The organism is Cupriavidus oxalaticus (assembly GCF_016894385.1).
GTDB lineage: Bacteria > Pseudomonadota > Gammaproteobacteria > Burkholderiales > Burkholderiaceae > Cupriavidus > Cupriavidus oxalaticus.
This window is the reverse complement of sequence record NZ_CP069812.1, coordinates 335,647-359,170: the sequence shown is the minus strand read 5'-3', so window position 1 is coordinate 359,170 and position 23,524 is coordinate 335,647. Positions and strand designations below refer to the sequence as shown.

The 23,524-nt window shown below is 67.3% G+C and carries 22 protein-coding genes; 8 read left to right on the top strand and 14 right to left on the bottom strand.

Annotation, left to right across the window (positions count from 1 at the left end):
* Positions 1-2 precede the first annotated feature (2 nt).
* From JTE92_RS14020 to JTE92_RS13995, 6 genes are read right to left on the bottom strand one after another with little or no spacing between them, the layout of a single operon-like run.
* On the bottom strand, positions 3-1,163 hold the full coding sequence (locus JTE92_RS14020; protein WP_063236702.1) for an acetyl-CoA acetyltransferase: 1,161 nt from the start codon (positions 1,161-1,163) through the stop codon (positions 3-5).
* Between the two features lie 8 nt (positions 1,164-1,171).
* The gene (locus tag JTE92_RS14015; RefSeq protein ID WP_063236701.1) at positions 1,172-2,332 is read right to left on the bottom strand and encodes an acyl-CoA dehydrogenase family protein; all 1,161 of its coding nucleotides are present in this window, start codon (positions 2,330-2,332) and stop codon (positions 1,172-1,174) included.
* 14 nt (positions 2,333-2,346) lie between these two features.
* On the bottom strand, positions 2,347-3,888 hold the full coding sequence (locus JTE92_RS14010) for an acyl-CoA synthetase (protein ID WP_063236700.1): 1,542 nt from the start codon (positions 3,886-3,888) through the stop codon (positions 2,347-2,349).
* On the bottom strand, positions 3,875-4,774 hold the full coding sequence (locus JTE92_RS14005; protein WP_063236699.1) for a MaoC/PaaZ C-terminal domain-containing protein: 900 nt from the start codon (positions 4,772-4,774) through the stop codon (positions 3,875-3,877). The genes JTE92_RS14010 and JTE92_RS14005 overlap by 14 nt, the downstream gene beginning before the upstream one ends.
* A gap of 19 nt (positions 4,775-4,793) precedes the next feature.
* Entirely contained in the window at positions 4,794-5,708 is a 915-nt protein-coding gene (locus tag JTE92_RS14000; RefSeq protein ID WP_063236698.1) for an SDR family NAD(P)-dependent oxidoreductase, read from the bottom strand.
* Between the two features lie 50 nt (positions 5,709-5,758).
* On the bottom strand, positions 5,759-6,745 hold the full coding sequence (locus JTE92_RS13995) for a Bug family tripartite tricarboxylate transporter substrate binding protein (RefSeq protein WP_116386745.1): 987 nt from the start codon (positions 6,743-6,745) through the stop codon (positions 5,759-5,761).
* A gap of 134 nt (positions 6,746-6,879) precedes the next feature.
* On the opposite strand from JTE92_RS13995, the gene JTE92_RS13990 reads away from it, so the two are divergent.
* A complete protein-coding gene (locus JTE92_RS13990) occupies positions 6,880-7,698 on the top strand; it encodes an IclR family transcriptional regulator domain-containing protein (protein WP_063236697.1) in 819 nt (272 codons plus the stop codon).
* Between the two features lie 35 nt (positions 7,699-7,733).
* Here the strand turns inward: JTE92_RS13990 and JTE92_RS30435 are convergent, their stop codons facing one another.
* The 3 genes from JTE92_RS30435 to JTE92_RS13975 all read right to left on the bottom strand — a co-directional run bounded on the left by JTE92_RS30435 (position 7,734) and on the right by JTE92_RS13975 (position 10,100).
* On the bottom strand, positions 7,734-7,841 hold the full coding sequence (locus JTE92_RS30435) for a hypothetical protein (RefSeq protein ID WP_232353340.1): 108 nt from the start codon (positions 7,839-7,841) through the stop codon (positions 7,734-7,736).
* A gap of 190 nt (positions 7,842-8,031) precedes the next feature.
* Positions 8,032-8,586, bottom strand: coding sequence for a single-stranded DNA-binding protein (locus tag JTE92_RS13980; RefSeq protein ID WP_063236696.1), 555 nt, complete (start codon positions 8,584-8,586; stop codon positions 8,032-8,034).
* Between the two features lie 263 nt (positions 8,587-8,849).
* Entirely contained in the window at positions 8,850-10,100 is a 1,251-nt protein-coding gene (locus tag JTE92_RS13975) for an MFS transporter (RefSeq protein ID WP_063236695.1), read from the bottom strand.
* A 380-nt stretch (positions 10,101-10,480) separates the two neighbouring features.
* Here JTE92_RS13975 and uvrA point away from each other — a divergent pair, with 380 nt between their 5' ends.
* Positions 10,481-13,345 carry an excinuclease ABC subunit UvrA gene (gene uvrA / locus JTE92_RS13970; RefSeq protein ID WP_063236694.1) on the top strand — a complete coding sequence of 955 codons (2,865 nt, stop codon included), beginning with the start codon at positions 10,481-10,483 and terminating at the stop codon, positions 13,343-13,345.
* A 27-nt stretch (positions 13,346-13,372) separates the two neighbouring features.
* Here uvrA and JTE92_RS13965 read toward each other — a convergent pair whose 3' ends face one another.
* Positions 13,373-13,963, bottom strand: coding sequence for a histidine phosphatase family protein (locus tag JTE92_RS13965; RefSeq protein WP_063236693.1), 591 nt, complete (start codon positions 13,961-13,963; stop codon positions 13,373-13,375).
* A gap of 114 nt (positions 13,964-14,077) precedes the next feature.
* On the opposite strand from JTE92_RS13965, the gene JTE92_RS13960 reads away from it, so the two are divergent.
* Complete coding sequence (locus tag JTE92_RS13960; RefSeq protein WP_012351676.1) at positions 14,078-14,563, top strand: adenosine-specific kinase; 486 nt, start codon at positions 14,078-14,080, stop codon at positions 14,561-14,563.
* A 9-nt stretch (positions 14,564-14,572) separates the two neighbouring features.
* Here JTE92_RS13960 and JTE92_RS13955 read toward each other — a convergent pair whose 3' ends face one another.
* From JTE92_RS13955 to JTE92_RS13945, 3 genes are all read right to left on the bottom strand, one after another.
* Positions 14,573-16,252: a Na/Pi cotransporter family protein gene (locus JTE92_RS13955; RefSeq protein WP_063236692.1), complete on the bottom strand. Its 1,680-nt coding sequence runs from the start codon at positions 16,250-16,252 to the stop codon at positions 14,573-14,575.
* A gap of 168 nt (positions 16,253-16,420) precedes the next feature.
* Positions 16,421-17,032 carry a LysE family translocator gene (locus tag JTE92_RS13950; protein ID WP_063236691.1) on the bottom strand — a complete coding sequence of 204 codons (612 nt, stop codon included), beginning with the start codon at positions 17,030-17,032 and terminating at the stop codon, positions 16,421-16,423.
* A gap of 70 nt (positions 17,033-17,102) precedes the next feature.
* Positions 17,103-17,675, bottom strand: coding sequence for an adenine phosphoribosyltransferase (locus tag JTE92_RS13945; protein WP_063236690.1), 573 nt, complete (start codon positions 17,673-17,675; stop codon positions 17,103-17,105).
* A gap of 154 nt (positions 17,676-17,829) precedes the next feature.
* On the opposite strand from JTE92_RS13945, the gene JTE92_RS13940 reads away from it, so the two are divergent.
* Together JTE92_RS13940 and JTE92_RS13935 are read left to right on the top strand one after the other, a co-directional pair.
* Positions 17,830-18,408: a DJ-1/PfpI family protein gene (locus tag JTE92_RS13940; RefSeq protein ID WP_063236689.1), complete on the top strand. Its 579-nt coding sequence runs from the start codon at positions 17,830-17,832 to the stop codon at positions 18,406-18,408.
* A gap of 86 nt (positions 18,409-18,494) precedes the next feature.
* Positions 18,495-18,890, top strand: coding sequence for a ribbon-helix-helix domain-containing protein (locus JTE92_RS13935; protein ID WP_063236688.1), 396 nt, complete (start codon positions 18,495-18,497; stop codon positions 18,888-18,890).
* Positions 18,891-18,934: 44 nt separating this feature from the next.
* Here the strand turns inward: JTE92_RS13935 and JTE92_RS13930 are convergent, their stop codons facing one another.
* Positions 18,935-20,914 carry a monovalent cation:proton antiporter family protein gene (locus JTE92_RS13930; RefSeq protein WP_063236687.1) on the bottom strand — a complete coding sequence of 660 codons (1,980 nt, stop codon included), beginning with the start codon at positions 20,912-20,914 and terminating at the stop codon, positions 18,935-18,937.
* A 173-nt stretch (positions 20,915-21,087) separates the two neighbouring features.
* Here JTE92_RS13930 and JTE92_RS13925 point away from each other — a divergent pair, with 173 nt between their 5' ends.
* The 3 genes from JTE92_RS13925 (at position 21,088) to lptA (ending at position 23,512) form a co-directional block, all read left to right on the top strand.
* Complete coding sequence (locus tag JTE92_RS13925; protein ID WP_063236752.1) at positions 21,088-22,071, top strand: KpsF/GutQ family sugar-phosphate isomerase; 984 nt, start codon at positions 21,088-21,090, stop codon at positions 22,069-22,071.
* 43 nt (positions 22,072-22,114) lie between these two features.
* Positions 22,115-22,744: an LPS export ABC transporter periplasmic protein LptC gene (gene lptC, locus JTE92_RS13920; protein ID WP_063236686.1), complete on the top strand. Its 630-nt coding sequence runs from the start codon at positions 22,115-22,117 to the stop codon at positions 22,742-22,744.
* Positions 22,745-22,864: 120 nt separating this feature from the next.
* Positions 22,865-23,512: a lipopolysaccharide transport periplasmic protein LptA gene (gene lptA / locus JTE92_RS13915; RefSeq protein ID WP_063236685.1), complete on the top strand. Its 648-nt coding sequence runs from the start codon at positions 22,865-22,867 to the stop codon at positions 23,510-23,512.
* The last annotated feature ends 12 nt before the right edge of the window (positions 23,513-23,524 follow it).

Sequence of the window (23,524 nt, the reverse complement as noted above, 5' to 3'; positions counted from 1 at the left end):
CTTCAGACTCCGAGGATCATGGTGGTGTTGCAGGAAAAGACCAGTCCGGGCGCATGGCACAGCGCCAGCTCGGCGCCGGGCAATTGCCGCTCGCCGCATTCGCCGCGCAACTGGCGCACGGCCTCGATCAGCACGAACATGCCGAACATGCCTGGATGGCCGTAGGAGAGACCGCCGCCCGAGGTGTTGATGGGGAAGCGGCCACCCGGGCCCAGTGCGCCGTCGGCGACGAAGGCGCCGCCCTCGCCCCGCTTGCAGAAGCCCAGCTCCTCCAGCGACTGGATCACACCGATGGTGAAGTGGTCATAGATCTGCACCACGTCGATGTCGGCGCGCGTGACACCGGCCATGTGGAATGCTTCGTCCGCGGTCTCGGCGACGCGCGTGTCCAGCCAGTCGGCCGTACTGAACGGCGTGTAGTGGTGCGAGAACGTCTCGGCTGCGCCCATCACATAGATCGGCTTCGACTTCAGATCCCGGGCACGATCGGCGGAGGTGATGACCAGCGCGCCGCCGCCATCCGTGACCAGACAGCAGTCGCGCGCACGCAGCGGCGATGCAATCACAGGCGACGCCATGACTTCCTCGATGCTGGTTTCCTCGCGCCGGTACGCCTTCGGATTCAGCTGCGCCCAGCGGCGCGCCGCCACTGCCACCTCGGCCAGATCCCTGGACGTGGTGCCGTAGCGATGCATGTGCAACTGGGCCACCATGGCGTAGTAGCCGATCGGGCTGAGCTGGCCATAAGGCGCGATGAACTGGCCGCGCGGCGAGTCCGCCGTATCCGCCGCAACGGCGCCGCTCTTGCGCGAGCCATCGGACAGTTGCGTGCTGCCATAGGTCACCAGTGCCACCGAGCACATGCCCGCGGCAATGGCCGCCATCGCGTGGCGGATGTGCATCAGGTTGGACATGCCGCCGACATTGCTGGAATCGACGTACCCTGGCCGGATACCAAGGTACTCGGCCAGCTGCACGGTGGCAAAGCGGTCATCGGTGTGGGCAAAGACGGCATCGACATCGCGCAGCGACAGCCCCGCATCGTGCAGGGCCAGCCGCGCGGCCTGCGCCTGCAATTCCAGCGCGGTCTTGCCGGGCACCTTGCCCAGGTCGGATTCCGCGGCGCCGACAATGGCGACAGAGCGGGAAAGGTTCTTGGTCATGGTGAGTCTCAGAGTGCACGCGCAATGACTTCACGCATGATTTCGGCCGAACCGCCGTAGATGCGGTTCGGGCGCACGTCGGTGTAGGCACGGGCAATGGGGTACTCGCGCATATAGCCGTAGCCGCCGAAGAACTGCATCAGGTCGTCGATGGCGCGCGTGGCCTCGCCAGCCCAGAACTTGGCCATGGCGGCGCCATCCGGCGTCAGCGTGCCGGCGAGGTATTGTTCGAGGCAGCTATCGACGAAAGCACGCGTGGCGCATGCATGCGTCTTGATTTCGGCCAGGCGGAAGCGGATGAACTGATTCTCGATCAACGCCTTGTCGAAGGCGCGGCGTTCCTTGACATGCGCGATGGTCCATTCAAGCGCCACCTCCAGCGCCACGGCGCAACGCAGGGCGATCAGCAGGCGCTCGCGCACCAGGCCGCTCATGGCGTAGCCAAAGCCGGCATTGCGCTCGCCGACCAGCATGTCGTCCGGCACATAGACGTCTTCGAAGAAAAGTTCGGCGGTGTCCTGAGCCTTCTGGCCGACCTTGTCCAGCAAGCGGCCGCGGCTGAATCCTGGGCTGGTAGTGTCGATCCAGAACAGGCTGATGCCGCGCGCACCGGCTGCAGGATCGGTCTTGGCAAACACCAGCACCCGGTCGGCGTGGTAGCCGTTGGTGATAAAGGTCTTCTGGCCGTTGACCCTGTACCCCCCTTCGACCTTGACGGCGCTGGTACGGATGGCCTTCAGGTCGCTGCCCGCCCCCGGCTCAGTCATCGCAATCGAGCCAACTACATCGCCGCTGGCCATGCGCGGCAGGAACTCACGCTTCTGCGCCTCGGTGCCAAACTCCAGCAAATACGGCGCGACGTTCTCCGAGTGCGTGGTGAACCCGGTCACGCCGCTGGCCAGGGCCCGAGCGATTTCTTCGACCACGATGGCGCTGTGCAGGAAGTCGCCGCCGGCCCCGCCCCAGGCTTCGGGCAAGCCGGGGCACAGCAGGCCATGGGCGCCGGCATCGCGCCACAGGTCGCGCGGCACCAGGCCTGCCTCCTCCCAGGTTGCGTGGTCGGGCATGACCTTGTCGGCCAGGAAACGGGCGACGCTGTCGCGATACATCTCGTGCTCCGGCGTGAACATCTTGCGCGGCGCATGGTAGCTGGATTCTTGTCGGGACATGGCATCGGGCGCGCTCAATGCGCGATTCGGTTTTCGGTTGGCCAGTAGCTGGCCTTGACGGCGCGCTTGAGCAGCTTGCCGGTTTCGGTGCGCGGCAGCGCCGTGACGAAGTCGACGGAGCGCGGGCATTTGATCGGCGAGATCCTGCTGCGGCAAAGCGCGATCAGTTCTTCGGCAAGGGCCGGCGACGCCCGTCCGGGCTCGTGCAGCTGGACCACCGCCTTCACTTCCTCGCCAAACTCGGTGTTCGGCACGCCGACCACCGCCACGTCGAAGACTGCCGGATGGCTCATCAGCAGGTCCTCGGATTCCTGCGGATAGATGTTGACGCCGCCCGAGACGATGGTGTTGGCAAGGCGGTCCGTCAGGTAGAGGAAGCCGTCGGCATCGACATGGCCGATGTCTCCATAGGTGGCCCAACCACGACTGTTGTAGGCCTGCCTGGTCTTCTCGGGATCATTGTGGTAGGTAAAGGGCCCGCCGCCGGAGAAGTAGACGACCCCGGTCTGGCCCTGCGGTACCTCCGTGCCATCGTCGCCGACGATATGTACCTGTCCGAACTCGGGACGACCGACCGAGCCCTTGTGCGCGAGCCATTCCGCAGAGTCCAGCGACGTGCGCCCCACCAGTTCGGTGCCGCTGTAGAACTCATAGAGGATCGGCCCCCACCAGTCGATCATCTGCTGCTTGACTGAAACCGGACACGGCGCGGCAGCATGGATTGCATAGCGCATGGCCGAGAGGTCGAAGCGGTCGCGCTCCGCCGCGCTCAGGCGCAGCAGGCGCACGAACATCGTGGGGACCCACTGGCTATGGGTCACGCCGTAGCGCTCGATCGCATCAAGCGCCGCCAGCGGCTCGAACTTCTCCATCAGGATCGATGTGCCGCCGGCCATCATCGTGGCGATGTTCCAGCGCACCGGTGCGGTATGGTAGAACGGTGCGGTGGAGAGATAGACCGTGTCGCGGTCCAACGATTTCCAGCGCAGGCGCTGGTCATCGCCGGTGCGAAAGAAGCCATTTGCGCCTTGCAGCGGACGCTTGATACCCTTCGGCCGCCCTGTGGTGCCGGACGAGTACGAAAAGTCAGTCCCCTCTACCGTGCGCGGCAGCGTGATATCCGCCGGCATCTGCTCCAGCCACGCTTCGTAATTGCTGTAGCCCGGCTCGCTGCCATCCAGCAGCACCCGCGTGACCCGCAGCGATGCCAGCGCGCCGGGCGCCAGGTCGCCAAGGGTCTGCGCCGAACAGAACAGCACCCGGGCGCCGCAGTCCTGCACGATGTACTCCACCTCGTCGGCTTTCAGGTGACGGCTGATGGTGGTGTAGTACAACCCGATGCGGTGCGCGGCCCAAAGGATCTCGAAATAGCGGACGTGGTTTTCCAGCAGCACCGCGATACCGTCGCCCTCGTGTAGTCCAGCGGCCAGCAGTGCGGCAGCGCACCGGCGCGAACGCCGCTCCAGTTCGGCCCACGTCACCGCCTGGCCGGACGGCACCATGCGGTAGGCCACCCGGTCGGGCGTGGCGCGGGCGAATTCCTCAATCACGGACATCTTGGCTCCTTGATGACGGATGCAGGTCGGCGACACCGTGGCTCAGCACGACCACATTGCGCTCATCGGCGAGCGCACGGAAATGGACCTGCCCTTCGCCGCGCCACATCTCCACGCGCAGCGTCTCACCGGGCACGAATGGCGATGAAAAGCGCACCGAAAGACTGGCCAGACGCGACGGATCCCCGCCGCAGGCTTGTTTCAGCAGCGCCCGGCATGCCATGCCATAGGTGCAGAGGCCATGCAGTATCGGCCGCCCGAAGCCCGCCTGCCGGGCGGCGGCGGGCAGCGCGTGGATGGGATTGCGATCGCCGTTGAGGCGGTACAGCAGGGCCGCGGATGGCCAGGTCGGCATCGACATGGTCATGTCCGGCGCGCGCTCCGGCACCGCCGGCAACGGCTCGGGCGGCGTGTCGCCGGGCGTGGCGGCGGTGGCAAAGCCGCCGTCCGCCCGGCAGAACGACACATGCTCGACGCTCGCCAGCAACTCGCCGCTGGCCTGGTCCTCGATGCGCCGCTCGGTGACCACCAGCGCGCCCTTGCCGGCACCCTTGTCCACCACGCGGCTGACGCGCGTCCGGCTGCGTACCGCGCCAGATGCGGCAGGCATCGCAAAGAAGCGCATTCGGTGCTCGCCGTGCAGGATCTGCATCCAGTCGATGCCGGTGCCCGGATCGCTCGCCCACGCACCCGGCGCGCCGACGGTGGCAAGGAAGGTAGGCACCACGCACAGCCCTTCCTCGAAGACGAAGGGCAGGTCCGCCTCGTCCATCGGATCGGTGCCGAAGCCGAGGCTCAGTGCATAGCGAATGTTGTCGGTGGCGGCATAGGGTGAAGTCTGGTCAAAGAAACTCCACGACCGCAGGCGGTGATAGTCGATGGCCATCGCGCTGATGCCTCCGTTTTCAGATCGGGTCCCAGGAGAACACCTCGGGCGAGCGCTCCAGCGGCGTGAAGGCGCGCCTCACCGCCGGCACGGCGTGCTGCGCCAGCGTCTCCAGCGTCCAGCCTTCGGCGCAGTGCACCGATGCCACCGGGCGCGGCTGGCTCATCACGATCAGCTCATTGCCGCGCACCGCCAGCACCTGGCCGTTGACGTCAGCCGACGCGGCGCCGGACAGGAACACGGCAACCGGGGCCACCTGTTCGGGCTTCATCGCCTGCATCCGCTCAAGGCGCTTCTTTTCAGCCTCGGTTTCGCTGGGGAGCGTGCCGATCAGGCGGCTCCACGCGAATGGCGCAATGCAGTTGGAGCGGACATTGAAGCGTGCCATGTCCAGGGCAATCGACTTCGACAGCGCCACGATGCCAAGCTTGGCGGCCGCGTAGTTGGCCTGGCCGAAATTGCCGACCAAGCCGGCGCTCGAGGTCATGTGGACGAACGTGCCGCTTTGCTGCTCCTTGAAATAAGGCGCCGCAGCACGGCTGACAAAATAGGCGCCACCCAGGTGCACATCCAGTACCGCCTGCCATTCTGCGGTGCTCATCTTGTGAAAGATGCGGTCGCGCAGGATGCCGGCGTTGTTGATCACGCCATCGATACGGCCGAACTCGCGAATGGCGGTATCGATGATGGCCTGGGCGCTTTCGGCAGTCGCTACCGAATCGGTGTTCGCCACGGCCGTCCCGCCGGCGCTGCGGATCTGGTCGACCACCTGTTGCGCCGGCCCTGCGTCCCGGCCCTCGCCGCTGCCGCTGGAGCCCAGGTCGTTGACCACGACCCGGGCGCCCTGGGCGCCCAGCAGCATGGCAATGGCACGGCCGATGCCGTTGCCGGCTCCCGTGACGACAATGGCTTTGTCCTTGAAGCTGTTTTGCATGGTGTTGCCTGAGGGAAGAAGATAGTGGATTGGTTCGCGCTTGTTCCGGCCTATTCGGGCTTGATGTTGCCGTCCTTGATGACCTGTCCCCAGCGGGCCTTCTCGGCGCGCACGAAGCTGTCGAACTGCTGCGTCGAGCCGCCTGCCGCGGTACCGCCCTGCTGCGCCAGCTTCTCGCGCAGCGCGGGATCGGCCAGCGCCTTGTTGACGGCTGCGTTCAACGCCTGCACCACTGCGGGCGGCGTCCTGGACGAAACGAACAGGCCGAGCCAGACCGAGACGTCGAAGTCGCGGTAGCCGGACTCGGCCATGGTCGGCGTATCCGGAAGCTCCGGCGCACGCTGGCTGGTCGTGACCGCAAGCGCGCGCAGCTTGCCGCTACGCACCAGCGGGAGCGCGGTGACGAGGTTGTCCACCATGAAATCGACCTGCCCTGCCACCAGGTCGGTCAGCGCCGGCGATGCACCCCGATAGATCACGTCGACGGCATTGATGCCGGCGCGCTGCTTCAGCAGGTCACCGGCGAGATGACCGGAAGAGCCACTTGTCGACACTGCCATGGACAAGCCGTTGGGGCGCGTTTTGGCATAGGCCTTCAGTTCTGCGATGGTCTTGACCGGCAGCTTAGGGTTGACCACCACGACGTCCGGCATCGTCAGCACGTGGGCCACCGGCGCAAAGTCCTCGAACTTGTAGGGCAACTTGTCGTGCAACGCATAGTTGGCGGCGTTGGGACCAAGGCTGCCCATCACCAGCGTGTGCCCGTCCGGTTCCGCGCGCAGCATGGCCTGCATCCCGATCACGCCACCCGCGCCCGGCAGGTTCTCCACGACCACGGGCTGCCCCAGTTGCTCAGACAGCGTCTTGCCGAGCAGGCGGCTGGTCAGGTCAAGGATGCCGCCGGGCGAACTGGGCGCGATCAGGCGCAAAGGACGTTTGGCCTGGAAGGCGTCTGGCGACGGGTTGGCGAATGCCAGGCCCGCGGTGGGCACAACAGCAAGGCAGGCTAGCGCCCGGCAAAGAAAACGCCGCTTCATGGTTGTCTCCTGTAGTAGATTTTCGGATCTTCATGTCCGCTGTGCGGTCATTTATGTCCGTTTTTCAAAACTCTACTTCCGATTTTGCTACAATGTCAACCTGAAATCAGACCGATGGACAAGACCGCACAACCATGACCAAGACAGACAACAACGATGGCTTCGTACGCTCCTTTGCGCGCGGATTGGCCGTTATCCAGGCACTTGGGCGCAGCGGCACGCACACCGTTGCCAGCATCACGGCAACCACCGGCTTGCCGCGAACCGTGGTGCGTCGAATCCTGCTCACGCTCTGCGAGCTTGGCTACGCGGCCGAATCCGAAACGCGGGGCTTTCGCCTGACGCCGAAGATCCTTACCCTCGGCATGACCTACCTGACCTCGCTGCCCTTCTGGGGCCACGCGCAGCGCGCCCTGGAAACCCTGTGGACGCAGGTCACTGAGTCGTGCGGCATGTGTGTGTTCGACGGGCACGACGCGGTGTACGTCCTGCGCATTCCGTCGCTCAAGATCCGCTCGTTGGGACTTGGCGTTGGCAGCCATGTACCGGCCTTTGCCACGGCGCCAGGCCGGGCGGTACTGGGCTTCCAGACCGCGGAGTTTCTCTCGCAGTTTCTCGACGAGGCGTCCCTGCGGGCCTACACGGACCGCACCGTGCATGACAAGGCGGCATTGCTTGAAGCGCTTGCTGCCGTGCGGCGCGATGGCTATGCATGGGTGGATGGAGAATTCGACCAGCACATCGCAGGTCTGGCAGTACCGGTGCGCGATGAGCACCACAACGTGGTGGCATCCATCAGCGTCAACCTGCCCTCGGGCGAAGTCACGCAGGAGGAAGCAGTGAAGCGCTTCCTGCCCGCCTTGCGAGCCGCTGCCGAACAGTTGACTGGCCTGGCGCCGGCATTCCTGAACCCAGTCGTGGTGCCAATGCAGCGCGAAGCAGCGATCAGCTGATGCGGCCCTGATCAAGGCCGCCTGCCGGCAAGCTCCTACTTCCGGTGTTGCTTGCGAAGTTCGTGCTTGAGCACCTTGCCGACGCTAGACAAAGGCAACGCCGCCACGAATTCGACGCTGCGAGGGACTTTGTAGCTGGCAATACGTTCGCGGCAGTGGGACTGGATCGACGCGAAGGTTGCGGCTGGCTCCCTGCCTGAGCACGATCATGTCCTTGATATGGTCAACTCACGGGAGGACTTGCACCTCCAAGATCGCGCCCATGCTGGGCACACAAAGAAAAAACCCCGCGCAACGGCGGGGTTCATCTCTACAGGTATTGGTTACGCAAGATTAGAACGGAATATCGTCGTCCATATCCTCGAAACCATTCGACGGCGCCTGCTGCGGACGACGAGCGCCGCCACCACTCTGGCCGCCGCCCTGGCCGCCCTGGCCGCCACGGCCGCCGCCGTAACCACCGCCGCCGCCGCCCTGCGATTCACGGCTGTAGCCGCCACCGCCACCGCCGCCGCCATAGCCGCCTTCATCGCCGCCACCACCGCCGCCACCCTGGCGCGAACCCAGCATCTGCATCTGGTCGGCAACGATTTCGGTCGAGTACTTGTCCTGGCCGGACTGGTCCTGCCACTTGCGGGTGCGGATGCGGCCTTCGATATAGACCGACGAGCCCTTGCGCAGGTACTGGCCGGCGATTTCGGCCAGCTTGCCGAACATCGAAACGCGGTGCCACTCGGTGGCTTCCTTCATCTCGCCGGACTGCTTGTCCTTGTAGCGATCGGTGGTTGCCAGGCGGAGGTTGGTGACGGCGTCGCCGCTGGGCATGTAGCGGGTTTCGGGGTCGGCGCCGAGATTGCCGACGAGAATGACTTTGTTGACCGAGGCCATGTGAATGTTCTCCAAAAGCCACGCGCTGCGTTGAAAAGCGTGGCAATACGATAAGGGTAAAGCTGATAGCGTGATCCGATACTGCGCCAGCGGCTACCGTAGGGCCGGTTGCCTGGTTCGGCACTGCGCCGTCACTGCGGCGCCGCCAAGGCGCAGCAACGTAAACGAACATCGCGCCGCCCGGCCGGTGTCGGGTGGCGCGATCATGCTAGGCCATTTCCGGCCCGGAAAGCGTTACGGATTGATGCGATGCCAAGGCAACTTCATGCAGCCGGCGCCGGTGCGGCTTCCTGCCCGCGGGCCGGGGGCGCCTTCATGCTCCAGGCGATTATAAGCCAGACCAGCAGCACGGCCGCACAGCCGACGAACACCGCGCTGCGGCCCTCGTGCTTGAGCAGCCAGCCGCCGACGGCACCGCCCAGAAAGAGGCCCAGCGCCTGCGTGGTGTTGTACACGCCGAGCGCGGCGCCGCGCGCGGCCGCGGCGTAACGCGACACCAGCGAGGGCTGCATTGCCTCCAGCACGTTGAACGCGACAAAGAACAGCAGCAGCACGCCGACGATGGCCCACAGGCCATGCACCGCTGCGAACAGCAGCTGCACCGCCGTCATCAGCGCCACCGCGCCGAGCAGCACCGGGCGCACGCGGCCGTAGCGCTCGGCCGCCATCATCGGGCCCAGCATCAGCACAAACGACACCAGCACCACCGGCAGGTAGACCTTCCAGTGCTGGTCCAGCGGCATGCCGGCATCGGTCAGCATCGCCGGCACGACCATGAACATGGCCACCTGCGACGCATGGAGCGCCAGCACGCCGACATTCAGCCGCGCCAGGTCGGCATTGAGCAGCACCTTGCGGAACGGCAGCCGCACCGGGTGCGGCGCGGGCGGCGTCGGGACCAGGAACAGCGTCACGCCGATGGCCACCAGTCCCAGCACCGACATCAGGCTGAAGATGCCCGGCATGCCGATGCTGTGCAGCAGCGGCGAGGCGATCACCAGCGACAGCGCAAAGGTCAGGCCGATGCTGCCGCCGACCATGGCCATCGCCTTGGTGCGATGGCGCTCGCGCGTGAGGTCGGCGATGCAGGCGGTGATGGCCGCGGAGATCGCGCCCATGCCCTGCAGCGCGCGGCCGGCGATGATGCCCGTCAGGGTATCGGAGAACGCCGCCACCAGGCCGCCGGCGATAAACAGCAGCAGCCCGCCCACCATCACCGGCTTGCGCCCGATACGGTCGGACAGCCAGCCCAGCGGGATATGCAGGAAGGCCTGCATCAGGCCATAGATACCCATGGCCAGGCCGACGCGCTGGGCGTCATGCCCGTCGGGCAGGGTGCGGGCGTACTCGGCAAATACGGGCAGGATCAGGAACAGCCCCAGCATGCGCAGCGCAAAGATGCTGGCCAGCGACACGCTGGCGCGCAATTCGGTGCGCGTCATGCGTTCGCGGGCGGGGGCCTGGGACGCGCCGGCAGGGCTCGCGTCCGGGGAAGAAGACTGGATCGGCGGCATTGCGATCGTGAGGATCTCTGGAAAGCGGGTCGGCTGGGTGGGGCCGGCCGGTATGGCCTTAGCCGATGTCCGCCCGCCTTCCGGGTGTGCCCGGGAATCGGGCCGGCGGCGGCTCCGCGCCGGGTTCCCGGCACGCGCCCGTTCCGGGTCGACCACCCCGGAAACCGAAGTTGGGTATATTAACAGGTTTGCTCCTTCGCGCTTCCCGGGTCACCTGGCCTTGCCAGGCGGCCCCCGGGCGTGTGCCCGGATGCGCATTCCGCCGTCGCCAGCGGCAGGAAGTGCCAGCCAGCGCACCTGGACACTGGGTTTTGCCATTCCTTCAGACAGCCTCGGCCAGCCCGGCCCGGGCGGCCTGCCTGGCGATGACTTTTCGGCATATGGAAGAAATCAAGATCCGTGGGGCGCGTACCCACAACCTGAAGAACATCAATCTCGACCTGCCGCGCAACCGGCTGATCGTGATCACCGGCCTGTCGGGCTCGGGCAAGTCTTCGCTCGCCTTCGATACGCTCTATGCCGAGGGCCAGCGCCGCTACGTGGAGTCGCTCTCCGCCTACGCCCGCCAGTTCCTGCAGCTGATGGAAAAGCCGGACGTGGACCTGATCGAAGGCCTGTCGCCGGCAATCTCGATCGAGCAGAAGGCCACCAGCCACAATCCGCGCTCCACCGTCGGCACCGTCACCGAGATCCACGACTACCTGCGCCTGCTGTACGCGCGCGCCGGCACGCCCTACTGCCCCGACCACAACCTGCCGCTGCAGGCGCAGAGCGTGTCGCAGATGGTGGATGCGGCGCTGGCGCTGCCGGAAGACACCAGGCTGATGATCCTGGCGCCGGTGGTGGTCGACCGCAAGGGCGAGCACTCGGACCTGTTCGACAGCATGCAGGCGCAGGGCTTCGTGCGCTTCCGCATCCGCTCGGGCGGCGGCACCGCGCACGAGGCCGAGGCGAAGGTCTATGAAGTCGACCAGCTGCCCAAGCTGAAGAAGACCGAGAAACACAGCATCGACGTGGTGGTCGACCGCGTAAAGGTGCGCGCCGACATCAAGCAGCGCCTGGCCGAATCGTTCGAGACCGCGCTGCGCCTGGCCGACGGCCGCGCGCTGGCGCTGGAGATGGACAGCGGCAAGGAGCACACCTTCAGCTCGCGCTTTGCCTGCCCGATCTGCTCGTACTCGCTGCAGGAACTGGAGCCGCGGCTGTTCTCGTTCAACAACCCGATGGGCGCGTGCCCGAGCTGCGACGGGCTGGGCCAGATCACCTTCTTCGATCCCAGGCGCGTGGTGGCCTTCCCCAACCTGTCGCTGGCCTCGGGCGCGATCAAGGGCTGGGACCGGCGCAACCAGTTCTACTTCCAGATGCTGCAGAGCCTGGCGGCGTACTACGACTTCGACACCGAGACAGCGTTCGAGGAGCTGCCGGAGAACGTCCAGCAGGTGGTGCTGCACGGCTCGGGCGAGCAGGAGATCCCGTTCACCTACATCAACGAGCGCGGCCGCACCACGGTGCGCGAGCATGTGTTCGAAGGGATCATCCCCAACCTGGAGCGCCGCTACCGCGAGACCGATTCCGTCGCCGTGCGCGAGGAACTGGCCAAGTACCAGAACAACCAGCCCTGCCCCGCCTGCCACGGCACCCGGCTGCGCACCGAGGCGCGCCACGTCAAGCTGGGCGAGAACGAGCAGGCGCGCGCGATCTATGAGATCAACGGCTGGCCGCTGCGCGACGCGCTGACCTACTTCCTGACGCTGGACATGCACGGCGCCAAGCGCGAGATCGCCGACAAGATCGTCAAGGAGATCACCGCGCGGCTGAACTTCCTCAACAACGTGGGGCTGGACTACCTGTCGCTGGAACGCAGCGCCGATACGCTGTCGGGGGGCGAGGCGCAGCGCATCCGGCTGGCGTCGCAGATCGGCTCGGGCCTGACCGGCGTGATGTACGTGCTGGACGAGCCTTCGATCGGCCTGCACCAGCGCGACAACGACCGCCTGATCGGCACGCTCAAGCACCTGCGCGATATCGGCAATTCCGTGCTGGTGGTGGAGCATGACGAGGACATGATCCGCGCCTGCGACTACGTGGTCGACATCGGCCCGGGCGCGGGCGTGCACGGCGGCATGATCGTGGCCGAGGGCACGCCGCGGCAGATCGAGGATTCGCCGGCATCGCTGACGGGGCAGTACCTGTCCGGCCAGCGCCGCATCGAGGTGCCGAAGCAGCGTGCCGCCCCGGACGAAGAGCGGCTGCTGCGCATCGTCAACGCCAGCGGCAACAACCTGCGCAACGTCACCGCGGAAGTGCCGGTGGGCCTGCTCACCTGCATCACCGGCGTATCGGGCTCGGGCAAGTCGACGCTGATCAACGACACGCTCTACCACGCGGTGGCGCGCCACCTGTACGGCTCGACGCCGGAGCCGGCGCAGCACGACCGCATCGAAGGGCTGGAGCATTTCGACAAGGTCATCAACGTCGACCAGAGCCCGATCGGCCGCACGCCGCGTTCCAACCCGGCCACCTACACCGGCCTGTTCACGCCGATCCGCGAGCTGTTCGCCGGCGTGCCGGCGGCCAAGGAACGGGGCTACGATCCGGGCCGCTTCTCGTTCAACGTCAAGGGCGGGCGCTGCGAGTCGTGCCAGGGCGACGGCGTGCTCAAGGTCGAGATGCACTTCCTGCCGGACGTGTATGTGCCCTGCGACGTCTGCCACGGCAAGCGCTACAACCGCGAGACGCTGGAGGTGCTGTACAAGGGCAGGAACATCTCCGAGGTGCTGGACCTGACCGTCGAGCAGGCGCATGAGTTCTTCAGCGCGGTGCCGGTGGTGCGGCGCAAGCTGCAGACGCTGCTGGACGTGGGCCTGGGCTATATCCGGCTGGGGCAGTCGGCGACCACGCTGTCGGGCGGCGAGGCGCAGCGCGTCAAGCTGTCGCTGGAGCTGTCCAAGCGCGACACCGGGCGCACGCTCTATATCCTGGACGAGCCCACCACGGGCCTGCACTTCCACGATATCGAGCTGCTGCTCAAGGTCATTCACAAGCTGCGCGACCAGGGCAATACCGTGGTGATCATCGAGCACAACCTGGACGTCATCAAGACCGCCGACTGGCTGATCGACATGGGTCCGGAGGGTGGCGCCGGCGGCGGCCAGGTGATCGCGCGCGGCACGCCGGAGGCCGTGGCAAAGAGCAAGGCCAGCTTCACCGGCAAATACCTGGCGCCGCTGCTCGAGCGCGGCTGACCTGCCGGCCAGCCGACAGGCCGCGGCTCAGTCGAGTCCGGCGGCCGGCAGCACGCGCGTGCGCCGCGCCGTGCCGCCCTGCGGCAACTCGATCGCCACCCCGCCACCGCTGTCGGCGCCATGGCCGGTCAACGCGGTGATCACCACCTGGTGCGTGACCATCAGGTAGGGCCCGCCGTGCGGGTCGAGCCCGTCGATCAGGCGCGACAGCTGCGCGACCTGCGCGTCGCGGCGCTGCGCGTCCGCACCGAAGAACGAATTGAGCAGCGGCTGCACCTGTACCGGCCCCAGGCCGATCAGCCGCGCCGTGTCCTGGCAGCGGCACCACGCGCTGCTCCACACCTGCGTCGGCCGGAAGCCGGCCGCCTTCCAGCTAATCCCCAGCCGCGCTGCCTGCTCGCGTCCGCGCGCGTCGAGGTTGCGCTGGGTGGCGCAATCGGCCAGCCGGAACCCGGGCGGGTCGCCCACGCCCGGCGCGCTGGCATGGCGCAGCACCACCACGACATGCGGGCGCTGCAGCTCGCTCACCGCGATCTCGCCCTGTGATGCCGGAGCGACCTGCGCCGCGGCAAGCGCCGGCACGGCAAAGAGGGCAAGCAAGCGGCAAAAGGCAGGCATCGGCTGCTCCGGTGGTGGGCCAACCCCTCCGGTATAGCAGGCGCTGGCTTGCTTTCGCCACCTCGCGCCCTACCATGAACCGGACGGCGACACGCATCGCACAGGAGCCCCGCCATGGAACTGACGGTCGTACCGGTCACCAAGCCGGAAGCCACCAACTTCATCTTTGGCCAGTCGCATTTCATCAAGACCGTGGAAGACCTGCACGAGGCGCTGGTGGGCACGGTGCCAGGCATCCGCTTTGGGCTCGCATTCTGCGAGGCCTCGGGCAAGCGGCTGGTGCGCTGGTCGGGCACCGACGAGCCCCTGATCGACATGGCCTGCGAAAACGCGCGCGCCATCGGTGCGGGGCACAGCTTCCTGATCTTCCTGGGCGACGGGTTCTTCCCGGTCAACGTGCTGGGCGCGGTGCGCGCGGTGCCGGAGGTGTGCCGGATCTACTGCGCGACGGCGAACCCGACGCAGGTGATCGTCGCGCAGACCGATGCCGGCCGCGGCGTGGTGGGCGTGATCGACGGCGCCTCGCCGCTGGGGATCGAGACCGAGGCGGATGTGGCGGAGCGCAAGGCGCTGCTGCGCAAGTTTGGCTACAAGCTGTAGCCGTGCCGCTCAGTGCTGCGCCGCCTGTACCCGCGTGACGGGCGGCACATCGTCTTCCTTCATGCGGCTGCGATTCAGCACGCCGGCCTGCTCCAGCACCGGATAGGCCGTCGCGCAGAACAGCGAATTCAGCCGCTTCAGCTCGCTGATCACATCCAGGTGCAGCGAACTGGTCTCGACGCTTTCCGCCGTCTGCTCGGCCACGCGCTGCAGGTGGGTATGCGCGTACTTGCGCTCCAGTTCGCGGAAGTTGGCCTTCTCCGCCATCAGCGCCTGCGCGCTCTTCAGGTCGCCGTTGAGGAACACCGACAAACCCAGCCGCAGGTTGGCCACCAGGCGCGCATGCATTTCGGCGATTTCCTCCATGCCCGCTTCGGAGAACATCAGGTTGTGCGCAATCTTCTTGTCCTTGGTATCGAGCAGGATGCGCTCGATGATGTCGCCGGCATGCTCCAGGTTGATGGTCAGCGAGATGATCTCGGTCCAGCGCTGGCCGTCGCGCTCGTCCAGCGCTTCCAGGCTGATGCGGGTCAGGTAGAGCTTGATCGCGGTGTAGAGGTCGTCGACCTCGTTGTCGATGCGGCAGGTGGCGGTGGCCAGCTTGGCATCGTTGGTCCGCATCACGCGCAGCATGTTGTCGAGCATCTGCTCGACGCGGTCCCCGATGCGCAGCACCTCGCGCGCGGCATTGGCCAGCGCCAGCGTGGGCGTGGTCAGCGCGGCCGGGTCGAGATGGCGCGGCGTGACCTGGCTGTCGCCGGTATTGCGCCCGGGCAGCACCTTTTCGCACAGCCGCGCCAGCGGCGCCGTGGCGCCCAGCAGCAGCACCGCCAGCGCGACGTTGAACAGCAGGTGGAAATTGACGATCAGCCGCTGCGGGTCATGGTCGATCAGCGCCAGCACCTCTTCGGCCTGGCTCAGCAGCGGCAGCGCCACCAGGCATCCCAGCAGGCGCGACAGCAGGTTGCCGAGCGTCACGCGCTTGCCCGGCTGGTTGTTGCCCGAAGTGGTCAGCAACGCCGAGATGCCCGACCCCAGGTTGGCCCCCAGCACCAGCGCCAGCCCCACGTGGATCGACACCACGCCGGCAGAGGCCAGCGCGCCGCAGAACAGCACCACGGCCAGGCTGGAATAGCACAGGATGGTCAGCAACGCGCCCACCAGCATGTCCAGTCCCGAGTCGCCGGTCAGCGAGGCGAACAGCACCTTGACGCCGGCGGCCTGCACCACCGGCCGCGTGGCGGTCGAGATCAGTTCGAGCGCCAGGATGATCAGGCCCAGGCCGATCAGCACGCGCCCGACGTGGCCCGGCTTGCTGCCCTTCCAGGTCAGGTGGCCGATCACGCCGACGAAGATCAGCAGCGGCGACAGCCACGACAGGTCCAGCGAGAACACCTGCACCATCAGCGCGGTGCCGACGTTGGCGCCCAGCATGATCGCCAGCGCCGGCGCCACGGCGATCAGGCCCTGGCCGACGAAGGAACTGACGATGACCGCGGTGGCGTTGCTGCTCTGGACCAGCCCGGTGACCCCGAGCCCGGCGAGGAAGGCGGTGAAGCGGTTGGAGACGCTGGTCGACAGCACGTGGCGCAGGTTGGCGCCGTAGACGCGCAGGATGCCGACCTTGACGATGTTGGTGCCCCATACAAGCAGGGCAACACCCGAGAGCAGATGAAGAAGTACGCCCATTGTGCGCCTCGTGTGACCGGTGCCGGATTACTGCCGGAGGCGGCCCTGCCCGGTCATCGTGTAGTTGTCAATGAGGCATTATGCGCCCGTCATGGGGCAGCGGCAACGGCACCGGGCGAGGGGTGCGGGCAACCGGCAACACATGCCGCGGCGCGGCCGCGGCCGCGCTCAGGGCAGCGCGACCTTGATCCCCAGCCCGACGAAGATCGCCCCCGCTGCGCGGTCGAGCCAGCGCCCCGTGGCCGGACGGCGCCGCAGCCATGCCCCCAGCCAGCCCGCGCACAGGCCGAACAGGGAGAACACCACCGCGGTCTGCAGCATGAAGACCACGCCCAGCAGCAGGAACTGCAGCCCGGGATGCGCGGCGTCGGCGCGCACGAACTGCGGCAGGAACACCAGGAAGAACAGCGTCACCTTGGGGTTCATGATGTTGCCGAGCACGCTCTGGCGGAACACGCGGCCCAGCGGCACGGCGTCGAGGTCGCCGCCCTGCGCCAGTCCGCCCCTGGCGCGCAGCGCCTGGATGCCGATCCAGATCAGGTAGGCGGCACCGGCATACTTGATCAGCTGGAACGCCAGCGGCGACGAGCGCAGCACCGCCGCCAGCCCGACCGCCGCGATCACGGTATGGAACAGGCAGCCGACCGAGAAACCCAGCGCCGCCACCAGCCCCGCGCGCCGCCCCTGCGCCATGCCACGCGCGAGCACCTGCAGGTTGTCGGGGCCGGGCGCGACGGTGATCGCGACCGAGGTCAGCAGAAACAGCAGCAGGTCTGGCATATGGTCTCCGTGTCGATCTCCGAGTGGGTCTCCGAGTGGGTCTCCGAGTCGTTCTGTCGGTAAGCGTGGATCAGTGTCCGTCGAAGCGGCACACCGTGAACAGCGGCAGCCCGCCGTCCTGCAGCAGCCTCGAGCCGCCCAGCTCCGGCAGGTCGACGATGGCGGCACCCTCCACGACCGTGGCGCCCAGCCGCTCCAGCAGCTTGCGCCCCGCCATCATGGTGCCGCCGGTGGCGATCAGGTCGTCGACCAGCAGCACGCGGTCGCCGGCCTTGCAGGCATCGGCGTGGATCTCGACGGTCGCGCTGCCGTACTCCAGCTCGTATTCCTCGGCCACCGTCTGGAACGGCAGCTTGCCCTTCTTGCGGATCGGCACGAAGCCCAGGTTCAGTTCGTACGCGACGATCGCACCCAGGATAAAGCCGCGCGCGTCGATGCCGGCGACGAGGTCCAACCCGGCGTCCATGTAGCGGTGCACGAAGACGTCGATCAGCACGCGCAGCGTCTTGGGGTCCTGCAGGAGCGGCGTGATGTCGCGGAACATCACGCCCGGCATGGGCCAGTCCGGCACGGTCCGGATGCGGTCGCGCAGATAGCCGGTGACGTCGCCGAGGTCGGGGGACTGGATGATGGAATCTGCCATAGGGTCTGAAAAAAACAGAAAGCGCGCCTCGCGCGCCGGGGATACATGCCCGCGCCGGCCGCGGTAACGGGTTACCACCCGCGCCGCCGGGCCGGCCAGCACAATGGCCGTGCCGGCTGTCGGCCGGACACCCGTAACCATACAGGAGACCGCGATGGCGAAGAAGATACTGATGCTGGTCGGCGACTACGCCGAAGACTACGAGACCATGGTGCCGTTCCAGGCACTGCAGATGGTCGGCCATACCGTCCACGCCGTCTGTCCCGACAAGCAGGCAGGCGCCGCCTGCGCCACGGCGATCCACGACTTCGAGGGCGACCAGACCTACACCGAAAAGCGCGGCCACAACTTCACGCTTAACGCCAGCTTCGCCGAGATCGACCCGGCCGGGTACGACGCGCTGGTGATTCCCGGCGGCCGCGCGCCCGAATACCTGCGCCTGAACGCCCGCGTGCTGGAGATCGTGCGCCACTTCGCCCAGGCCGACAAGCCGATCGCCGCGGTCTGCCACGGCGCCCAGCTGCTGGCCGCCGCCGGCGTGCTGGAGGGCAAGGGCTGCTCGGCCTACCCGGCATGCGCACCGGAAGTAAGGCTGGCCGGCGGCACCTATGTCGATATCCCGGTCGACCAGGCGCATACCGACGGCAAGCTGGTCACCGCGCCGGCCTGGCCCGCGCACCCGGCATGGCTGGCGCAGTTCCTTGCGGTGCTGGGCACGCGGATCGTACATTAGAGCCTTCCGCCACGCGGCGCCGCGCCATCACGGAGCGGCGCCGCATGCACCCGCGCGCCGCTCGCGGCGCAGCACGGAGAGCTTCGATGTGTGAGATCTTTATCCGCGCCAACCCGGCCTCGTACCAGACCCAGGCGCGGTCGCTGCGGCTGCATGGCGTGGCCACCAGCATCCGCCTGGAGAGCCTGTTCTGGGAAGTGCTGGAAGAACTGGCCACGCGCGACGGCATGACCGTCAACCAGCTGATTACGCGCCTGCATGACGAGCTGACCGCCCACCGCGGCAGCGAAGCGGTAGCGGGCAACTTCTCCTCCTTCCTGCGGGTGTGCTGCCTGCGCTACCTGAAGCTGCAGGGCGAGGGCCGGATCCCGGCGGACCAGTCGGTGCCGATCCGCTCGCTGGACGCGCGCGCGGTGCTGAACGACCTGCCGGAGTCCTGGGTGGAAGCGCGCCCACGGCAGGCGCTCTCCCACTCCCACTGATCGATACCCCGACTGATGCTCCGGCTGCTGCCCCGACCCGGCGGCTAGCCGTTCAGGATCCGCATCTCGGCGGCTTCCAATGCTTCCGGCTGGCCACGCAGCACGACGATATCGCCCGGTTCCAGCACGGTCTCGGGCTCCGGATCGAAGGCGCGGATGCCGCGCCGGCGCACCGCGGTCACTTCCACGCCGATCCGCTCCAGGCCGAGCATGCCCAGGCGCCGCCCGACCGCGGTGGACTGCGGCCCCAGCGACACGGAATGCAGCCGCACCGAATCGCGCTCGACCATGTCTTCATCGTCGTCGCTGCCGTGGAAGTAGCCGCGCAGCAGGCTGTAGCGCGCGTCGCGCGCCTCCTGCACGCCGCGCAGCACATGGCGCATCGGCACGCCCAGCAGCACCAGCGCGTGCGAGGCCAGCATCAGGCTGCCCTCGATGATCTCGGGCACCACCTCGGTGGCGCCGGCCTTTTGCAGGATGTCCAGCTCCGAATCGTCGACGGTGCGCACGATCACCGGCAGCGCCGGCGCCAGTTCCTGCACGTGGTGCAGCACCTTGAGCGCCGACGGCGTGTTGGCGTAGGTGACGATCAGCGCCGCGGCGCGGTGGATGCCGGCGGCGATCAGCGCCTCGCGCCGGCCGGCGTCGCCGTAGACCACGGTGTCGCCGGCGGCAGCGGCTTCGCGCACGCGGTCGGGATCGAGGTCGAGCGCGACATAGGTGATGCCCTCGCGCTCCATCATGTGCGCCAGGTTCTGCCCGCTGCGGCCGAAGCCGCAGATGATGGCGTGCTTTTCCGTCTGCAGGCTCTGCGCGGCGATGCGGGTCATGTTCAGCGACTGCATCAGCCATTCGTTGGCGGCAAAACGCAGCACGATGGCGTCGCTGTACTGGATCAGGAACGGGGCGGCCAGCATCGACAGCAGCATCGAGGCCAGGATCACCTGGATCAGCACCGGGTCGACCAGGTTCAGGCCGTCGATCTGGTTCAGCAGCACGAAGCCGAATTCGCCGGCCTGCGCCAGCCCCAGGCCGGTACGGATCGCCACCCCCTGGCGCGAGCCGAACACCCGCGCCAGCACCGCGATCAGCACCAGCTTGAACAGGATCGGCACCACCAGCAGCGCCAGCACCAGCCACAGGTGGTCCAGCACCACGCGGATATTGAGCAGCATGCCGATGGTGACGAAGAACAGCCCCAGCAGCACGTCGCGGAACGGCTTGATGTCTTCTTCCACCTGGTGCCGGTACGGCGTCTCGGAGATCAGCATGCCGGCCAGGAACGCGCCCAGCGCCATCGACAGTCCCAGCCGCTCGGTCAGCGCCGCCATGCCCAGCGTCACCAGCAGCAGGTTCAGCATGAACAGTTCCTGCGAACGGCGCGCCGCCACGATGTGGAACCAGCGGCTCATCAGGCGCTGGCCGAGAAAGAAGATCGCGCCCAGCGCCACCACGATCTTGACCGTGGCCAGCCCCAGCGCCACCACCAGGTCGCCGGGGTCGCGCGACAGCGCCGGGATCACGATCAGCAGCGGCACCACCGCCAGGTCCTGGAACAGCAGGATGCTGATGATGTTGCGGCCGTGCTCGCTCTCCAGCTCCATGCGCTCGGACAGCATCTTGGAGACGATCGCCGTGGACGACATCGCCAGCGCCCCGCCCAGCGCCACCGAGGCCTGCCACGACAGCGGGAACAGCCAGTTGAAGGCCCAGCTGACCGGCACCACCGACAGCATCGACAGCACCACCTGCGAGCCGCCCAGCCCGAACACCAGGCGCTTCATTGAGCGCAGCTTGCTCAGGCTGAACTCCAGCCCGATCGAGAACATCAGGAACACCACGCCGAACTCGGCCAGGTACTTGGTCTGCGCGGTGTCGCTGGCCAGCCCCAGCGCATGCGGGCCGATCAGGATGCCAACGGCGAGGTAGCCAAGCATCGGCGGCAGCTGCAGCATGCGGAAAACGACCACGCCGAAGACGGCAGCGGCCAGCAGCACCAGGGTCAGTTCCAGCGGTGAATGCATCAGGATGGTCGGGTGAGCGGCCTGGTGAGCGGTCTGGTGAGCGGTCTGGTGCGCGCCCGACCCGGCACGGGCACCAGACCGGGAAACGTGGCAGGCGCGGTGAGTGCGGCAGGCGCGTGGGCAGTTGGAGGCGGCCCCGGACGCCAGCGCATTCGTTGGTATACTTCGACGCCATGATAGCCAATTTCGATGCGGATCGAGCACTCCGGCTCGCCCGCGACACACTCCAGACCGAAGCCGATGCGGTTTCCGCACTTTCCGGCCGCCTGACCGACGACTTTGCCCGCGCCGTGCAGATGATCCTGCAATGCAGCGGGCGCGTGGTGGTCTCCGGCATCGGCAAGTCCGGCCATATCGGGCGCAAGGTGGCGGCCACGCTGGCCTCCACCGGCACCCCGGCGTTCTTCGTGCATCCGGCCGAGGCCAGCCACGGCGACCTGGGCATGGTCACGCGCGACGACGTGCTGATCGCCTTCTCCAATTCCGGCGAGACCGGCGAGCTGCTGTCGATCATCCCGATCGTCAAGCGCATCGGCGCGCGGCTGATCTCGGTCACCGGCAATCCTGAGTCGAACCTCGCCAAGCTGGCCGACGCGCACCTGGACGCGGGCGTGGAAAAGGAAGCCTGCCCGCTCAACCTGGCACCGACGGCCAGCACCACCGCCGCGCTGGCGCTGGGCGATGCGCTGGCGGTGGCGGTGCTGGACGCGCGCGGCTTCGGCGAGGAAGACTTCGCCCGCTCGCACCCGGGCGGCGCACTCGGCCGCAAGCTGCTGACCCATGTGCACGACGTCATGCGCACCGGCAATGCAGTCCCCAGTGTCCGCGAGAACACCCCGCTGGCCCAGGCGCTGATGGAAATCACGCGCAAGGGCATGGCCATGACCGCGGTGGTCGATCCCGACGGCCATGCCATCGGCGTCTTCACCGACGGCGACCTGCGCCGCCTGCTGGAAACCCCGCGCGACTGGAAGACCGTTCCCATCGGCGAGGTCATGCACCGCAACCCGCATGTGGTCAACCAGAACCAGCTCGCCGTCGAGGCGGTGCAGGTCATGGAAGCCAACCGCATCAACCAGTTGCTGGTGGTCGACGACGACGGCCGCCTGGCCGGCGCGCTGCATATCCACGACCTGACCCGCGCCAAGGTTATCTGAACGGGGCGCGAGAAGCACCGACAAGCACACCGACAAGCACACCATGCAGGCACTCATCGCCTCCCTCAGTGGCATCGTCATGCGGCTGCTGCCGCTGCTGCTGATGGCCATCGTCGCCGGCAGCACCTTCTGGCTGGTGCAGATCAACTCGCCCAGGGAAAGCCAGGACACGCAGGCGGCCAAGAAGCACGAGCCGGACTATTTCATGGACCGCTTCTCGGCCACGGAACTGGCGCAGGACGGCAGCACCAAGATCCGCTTCACGGGCGAGCGCATGGTCCACTTCGAGGACGACCAGACCTACGAGGTCACGCGCCCCGCACTGCGCGCCTACGAACCGGACAGGCCGCCGGTGACGGCACGCGCCGACCTGGGCCGCATGAATGCGGAAGGCTCTGTGATCGACCTGTACGGCAACGGTCATATCCTGCGCCAGCAAGGCGCCGACCCGTCCAAGGATCCGCAGCTGACCGCCGCGTCGAGCTATTTCCAGCTGCTGGTCAACGACGACATCGTCAAGACCGACAAGCCGGTGAAGCTGACGCGCGGCCCCTCGGTGATGACCGCGAACGGGCTGATCTTCAACAACGTCACCCGCGAAGTACAATTGCTCGGCAACGTTCGCGGCACCATCGTCACCGGGCCATCCCCTGGCCGTACGCCGGGGCCCTGACCCGGTCCGCGCGGCCGCCCGGCCGGCAACGGCCATGCCGCCGCGCGCCCTGCCCGTCCCGCACGACCCGCCCGATCTGCATAACCCGCACCACCACGCCCTCTAGCCACTGCTGCCAACATGACTGCTTCCCTGACGACTTCGTCCCGTCGACACGCCGCCCCGGCCCTGCTCGCCGCGGCCATGGCCTTCGGCCTGCTGCTGGCCCAGCCCGCGCTGGCCGAGCGCGCGGACCGCGACAAGCCGATGGTGCTGGAGGCCGACAACGCCAGCTACGACGACGTCAAGCAGATCTATACGCTGACCGGCAACGTGGTGCTGACCAAGGGCACGATGATCCTGAAGTCGGATGCGGCCGAACTGCGCACCGACCCCGAGGGCTACCAGTTCGCGGTGGCCACCTCCAAGCCGGGCAAGCAGGCCTATATCCGCCAGAAGCGCGAAGGCGTCGACGAGTACATCGACGGCTGGGGCGACCGCATCGAATACGACGGCAAGCAGGAGCTGTCCAAGCTGATCGGCCATGCGCGCATGGCGCGCCTGCAGGGCGCCAAGATGCTCGACGAGATCCGCGGCGCGGTGCTGACCTACGACAGCCGCAAGGAGTTCTACACGGCTGCCGGCGGCGGCGACAACACCTCGGCCGCCAATCCGTCGGGCCGCGTGCGCGCGGTGCTGTCGCCGCGGCAGGACCCGAATGCGCAGGGTTCGGCCAGCGGCTCGCCGCTGGACCTGAAGCCGGCGCCCGCGCCCGCCAACAAACCCTGACGCCGGGCGGGG

What these genes read in the sequence shown, in the direction of transcription:
- JTE92_RS14020 (WP_063236702.1), bottom strand. Translation starts at nt 1,163, where the DNA reads ATGACCAAGAACCTTTCCCGCTCTGTCGCCATTGTCGGCGCCGCGGAA.
- JTE92_RS14015 (WP_063236701.1), bottom strand. Translation starts at nt 2,332, where the DNA reads ATGTCCCGACAAGAATCCAGCTACCATGCGCCGCGCAAGATGTTCACG.
- JTE92_RS14010 (WP_063236700.1), bottom strand. Translation starts at nt 3,888, where the DNA reads ATGTCCGTGATTGAGGAATTCGCCCGCGCCACGCCCGACCGGGTGGCC.
- JTE92_RS14005 (WP_063236699.1), bottom strand. Translation starts at nt 4,774, where the DNA reads ATGGCCATCGACTATCACCGCCTGCGGTCGTGGAGTTTCTTTGACCAG.
- JTE92_RS14000 (WP_063236698.1), bottom strand. Translation starts at nt 5,708, where the DNA reads ATGCAAAACAGCTTCAAGGACAAAGCCATTGTCGTCACGGGAGCCGGC.
- JTE92_RS13995 (WP_116386745.1), bottom strand. Translation starts at nt 6,745, where the DNA reads ATGAAGCGGCGTTTTCTTTGCCGGGCGCTAGCCTGCCTTGCTGTTGTG.
- JTE92_RS13990 (WP_063236697.1), top strand. Translation starts at nt 6,880, where the DNA reads ATGACCAAGACAGACAACAACGATGGCTTCGTACGCTCCTTTGCGCGC.
- JTE92_RS13980 (WP_063236696.1), bottom strand. Translation starts at nt 8,586, where the DNA reads ATGGCCTCGGTCAACAAAGTCATTCTCGTCGGCAATCTCGGCGCCGAC.
- JTE92_RS13975 (WP_063236695.1), bottom strand. Translation starts at nt 10,100, where the DNA reads ATGCCGCCGATCCAGTCTTCTTCCCCGGACGCGAGCCCTGCCGGCGCG.
- uvrA (WP_063236694.1), top strand. Translation starts at nt 10,481, where the DNA reads ATGGAAGAAATCAAGATCCGTGGGGCGCGTACCCACAACCTGAAGAAC.
- JTE92_RS13965 (WP_063236693.1), bottom strand. Translation starts at nt 13,963, where the DNA reads ATGCCTGCCTTTTGCCGCTTGCTTGCCCTCTTTGCCGTGCCGGCGCTT.
- JTE92_RS13960 (WP_012351676.1), top strand. Translation starts at nt 14,078, where the DNA reads ATGGAACTGACGGTCGTACCGGTCACCAAGCCGGAAGCCACCAACTTC.
- JTE92_RS13955 (WP_063236692.1), bottom strand. Translation starts at nt 16,252, where the DNA reads ATGGGCGTACTTCTTCATCTGCTCTCGGGTGTTGCCCTGCTTGTATGG.
- JTE92_RS13950 (WP_063236691.1), bottom strand. Translation starts at nt 17,032, where the DNA reads ATGCCAGACCTGCTGCTGTTTCTGCTGACCTCGGTCGCGATCACCGTC.
- JTE92_RS13945 (WP_063236690.1), bottom strand. Translation starts at nt 17,675, where the DNA reads ATGGCAGATTCCATCATCCAGTCCCCCGACCTCGGCGACGTCACCGGC.
- JTE92_RS13940 (WP_063236689.1), top strand. Translation starts at nt 17,830, where the DNA reads ATGGCGAAGAAGATACTGATGCTGGTCGGCGACTACGCCGAAGACTAC.
- JTE92_RS13935 (WP_063236688.1), top strand. Translation starts at nt 18,495, where the DNA reads ATGTGTGAGATCTTTATCCGCGCCAACCCGGCCTCGTACCAGACCCAG.
- JTE92_RS13930 (WP_063236687.1), bottom strand. Translation starts at nt 20,914, where the DNA reads ATGCATTCACCGCTGGAACTGACCCTGGTGCTGCTGGCCGCTGCCGTC.
- JTE92_RS13925 (WP_063236752.1), top strand. Translation starts at nt 21,088, where the DNA reads ATGATAGCCAATTTCGATGCGGATCGAGCACTCCGGCTCGCCCGCGAC.
- lptC (WP_063236686.1), top strand. Translation starts at nt 22,115, where the DNA reads ATGCAGGCACTCATCGCCTCCCTCAGTGGCATCGTCATGCGGCTGCTG.
- lptA (WP_063236685.1), top strand. Translation starts at nt 22,865, where the DNA reads ATGACTGCTTCCCTGACGACTTCGTCCCGTCGACACGCCGCCCCGGCC.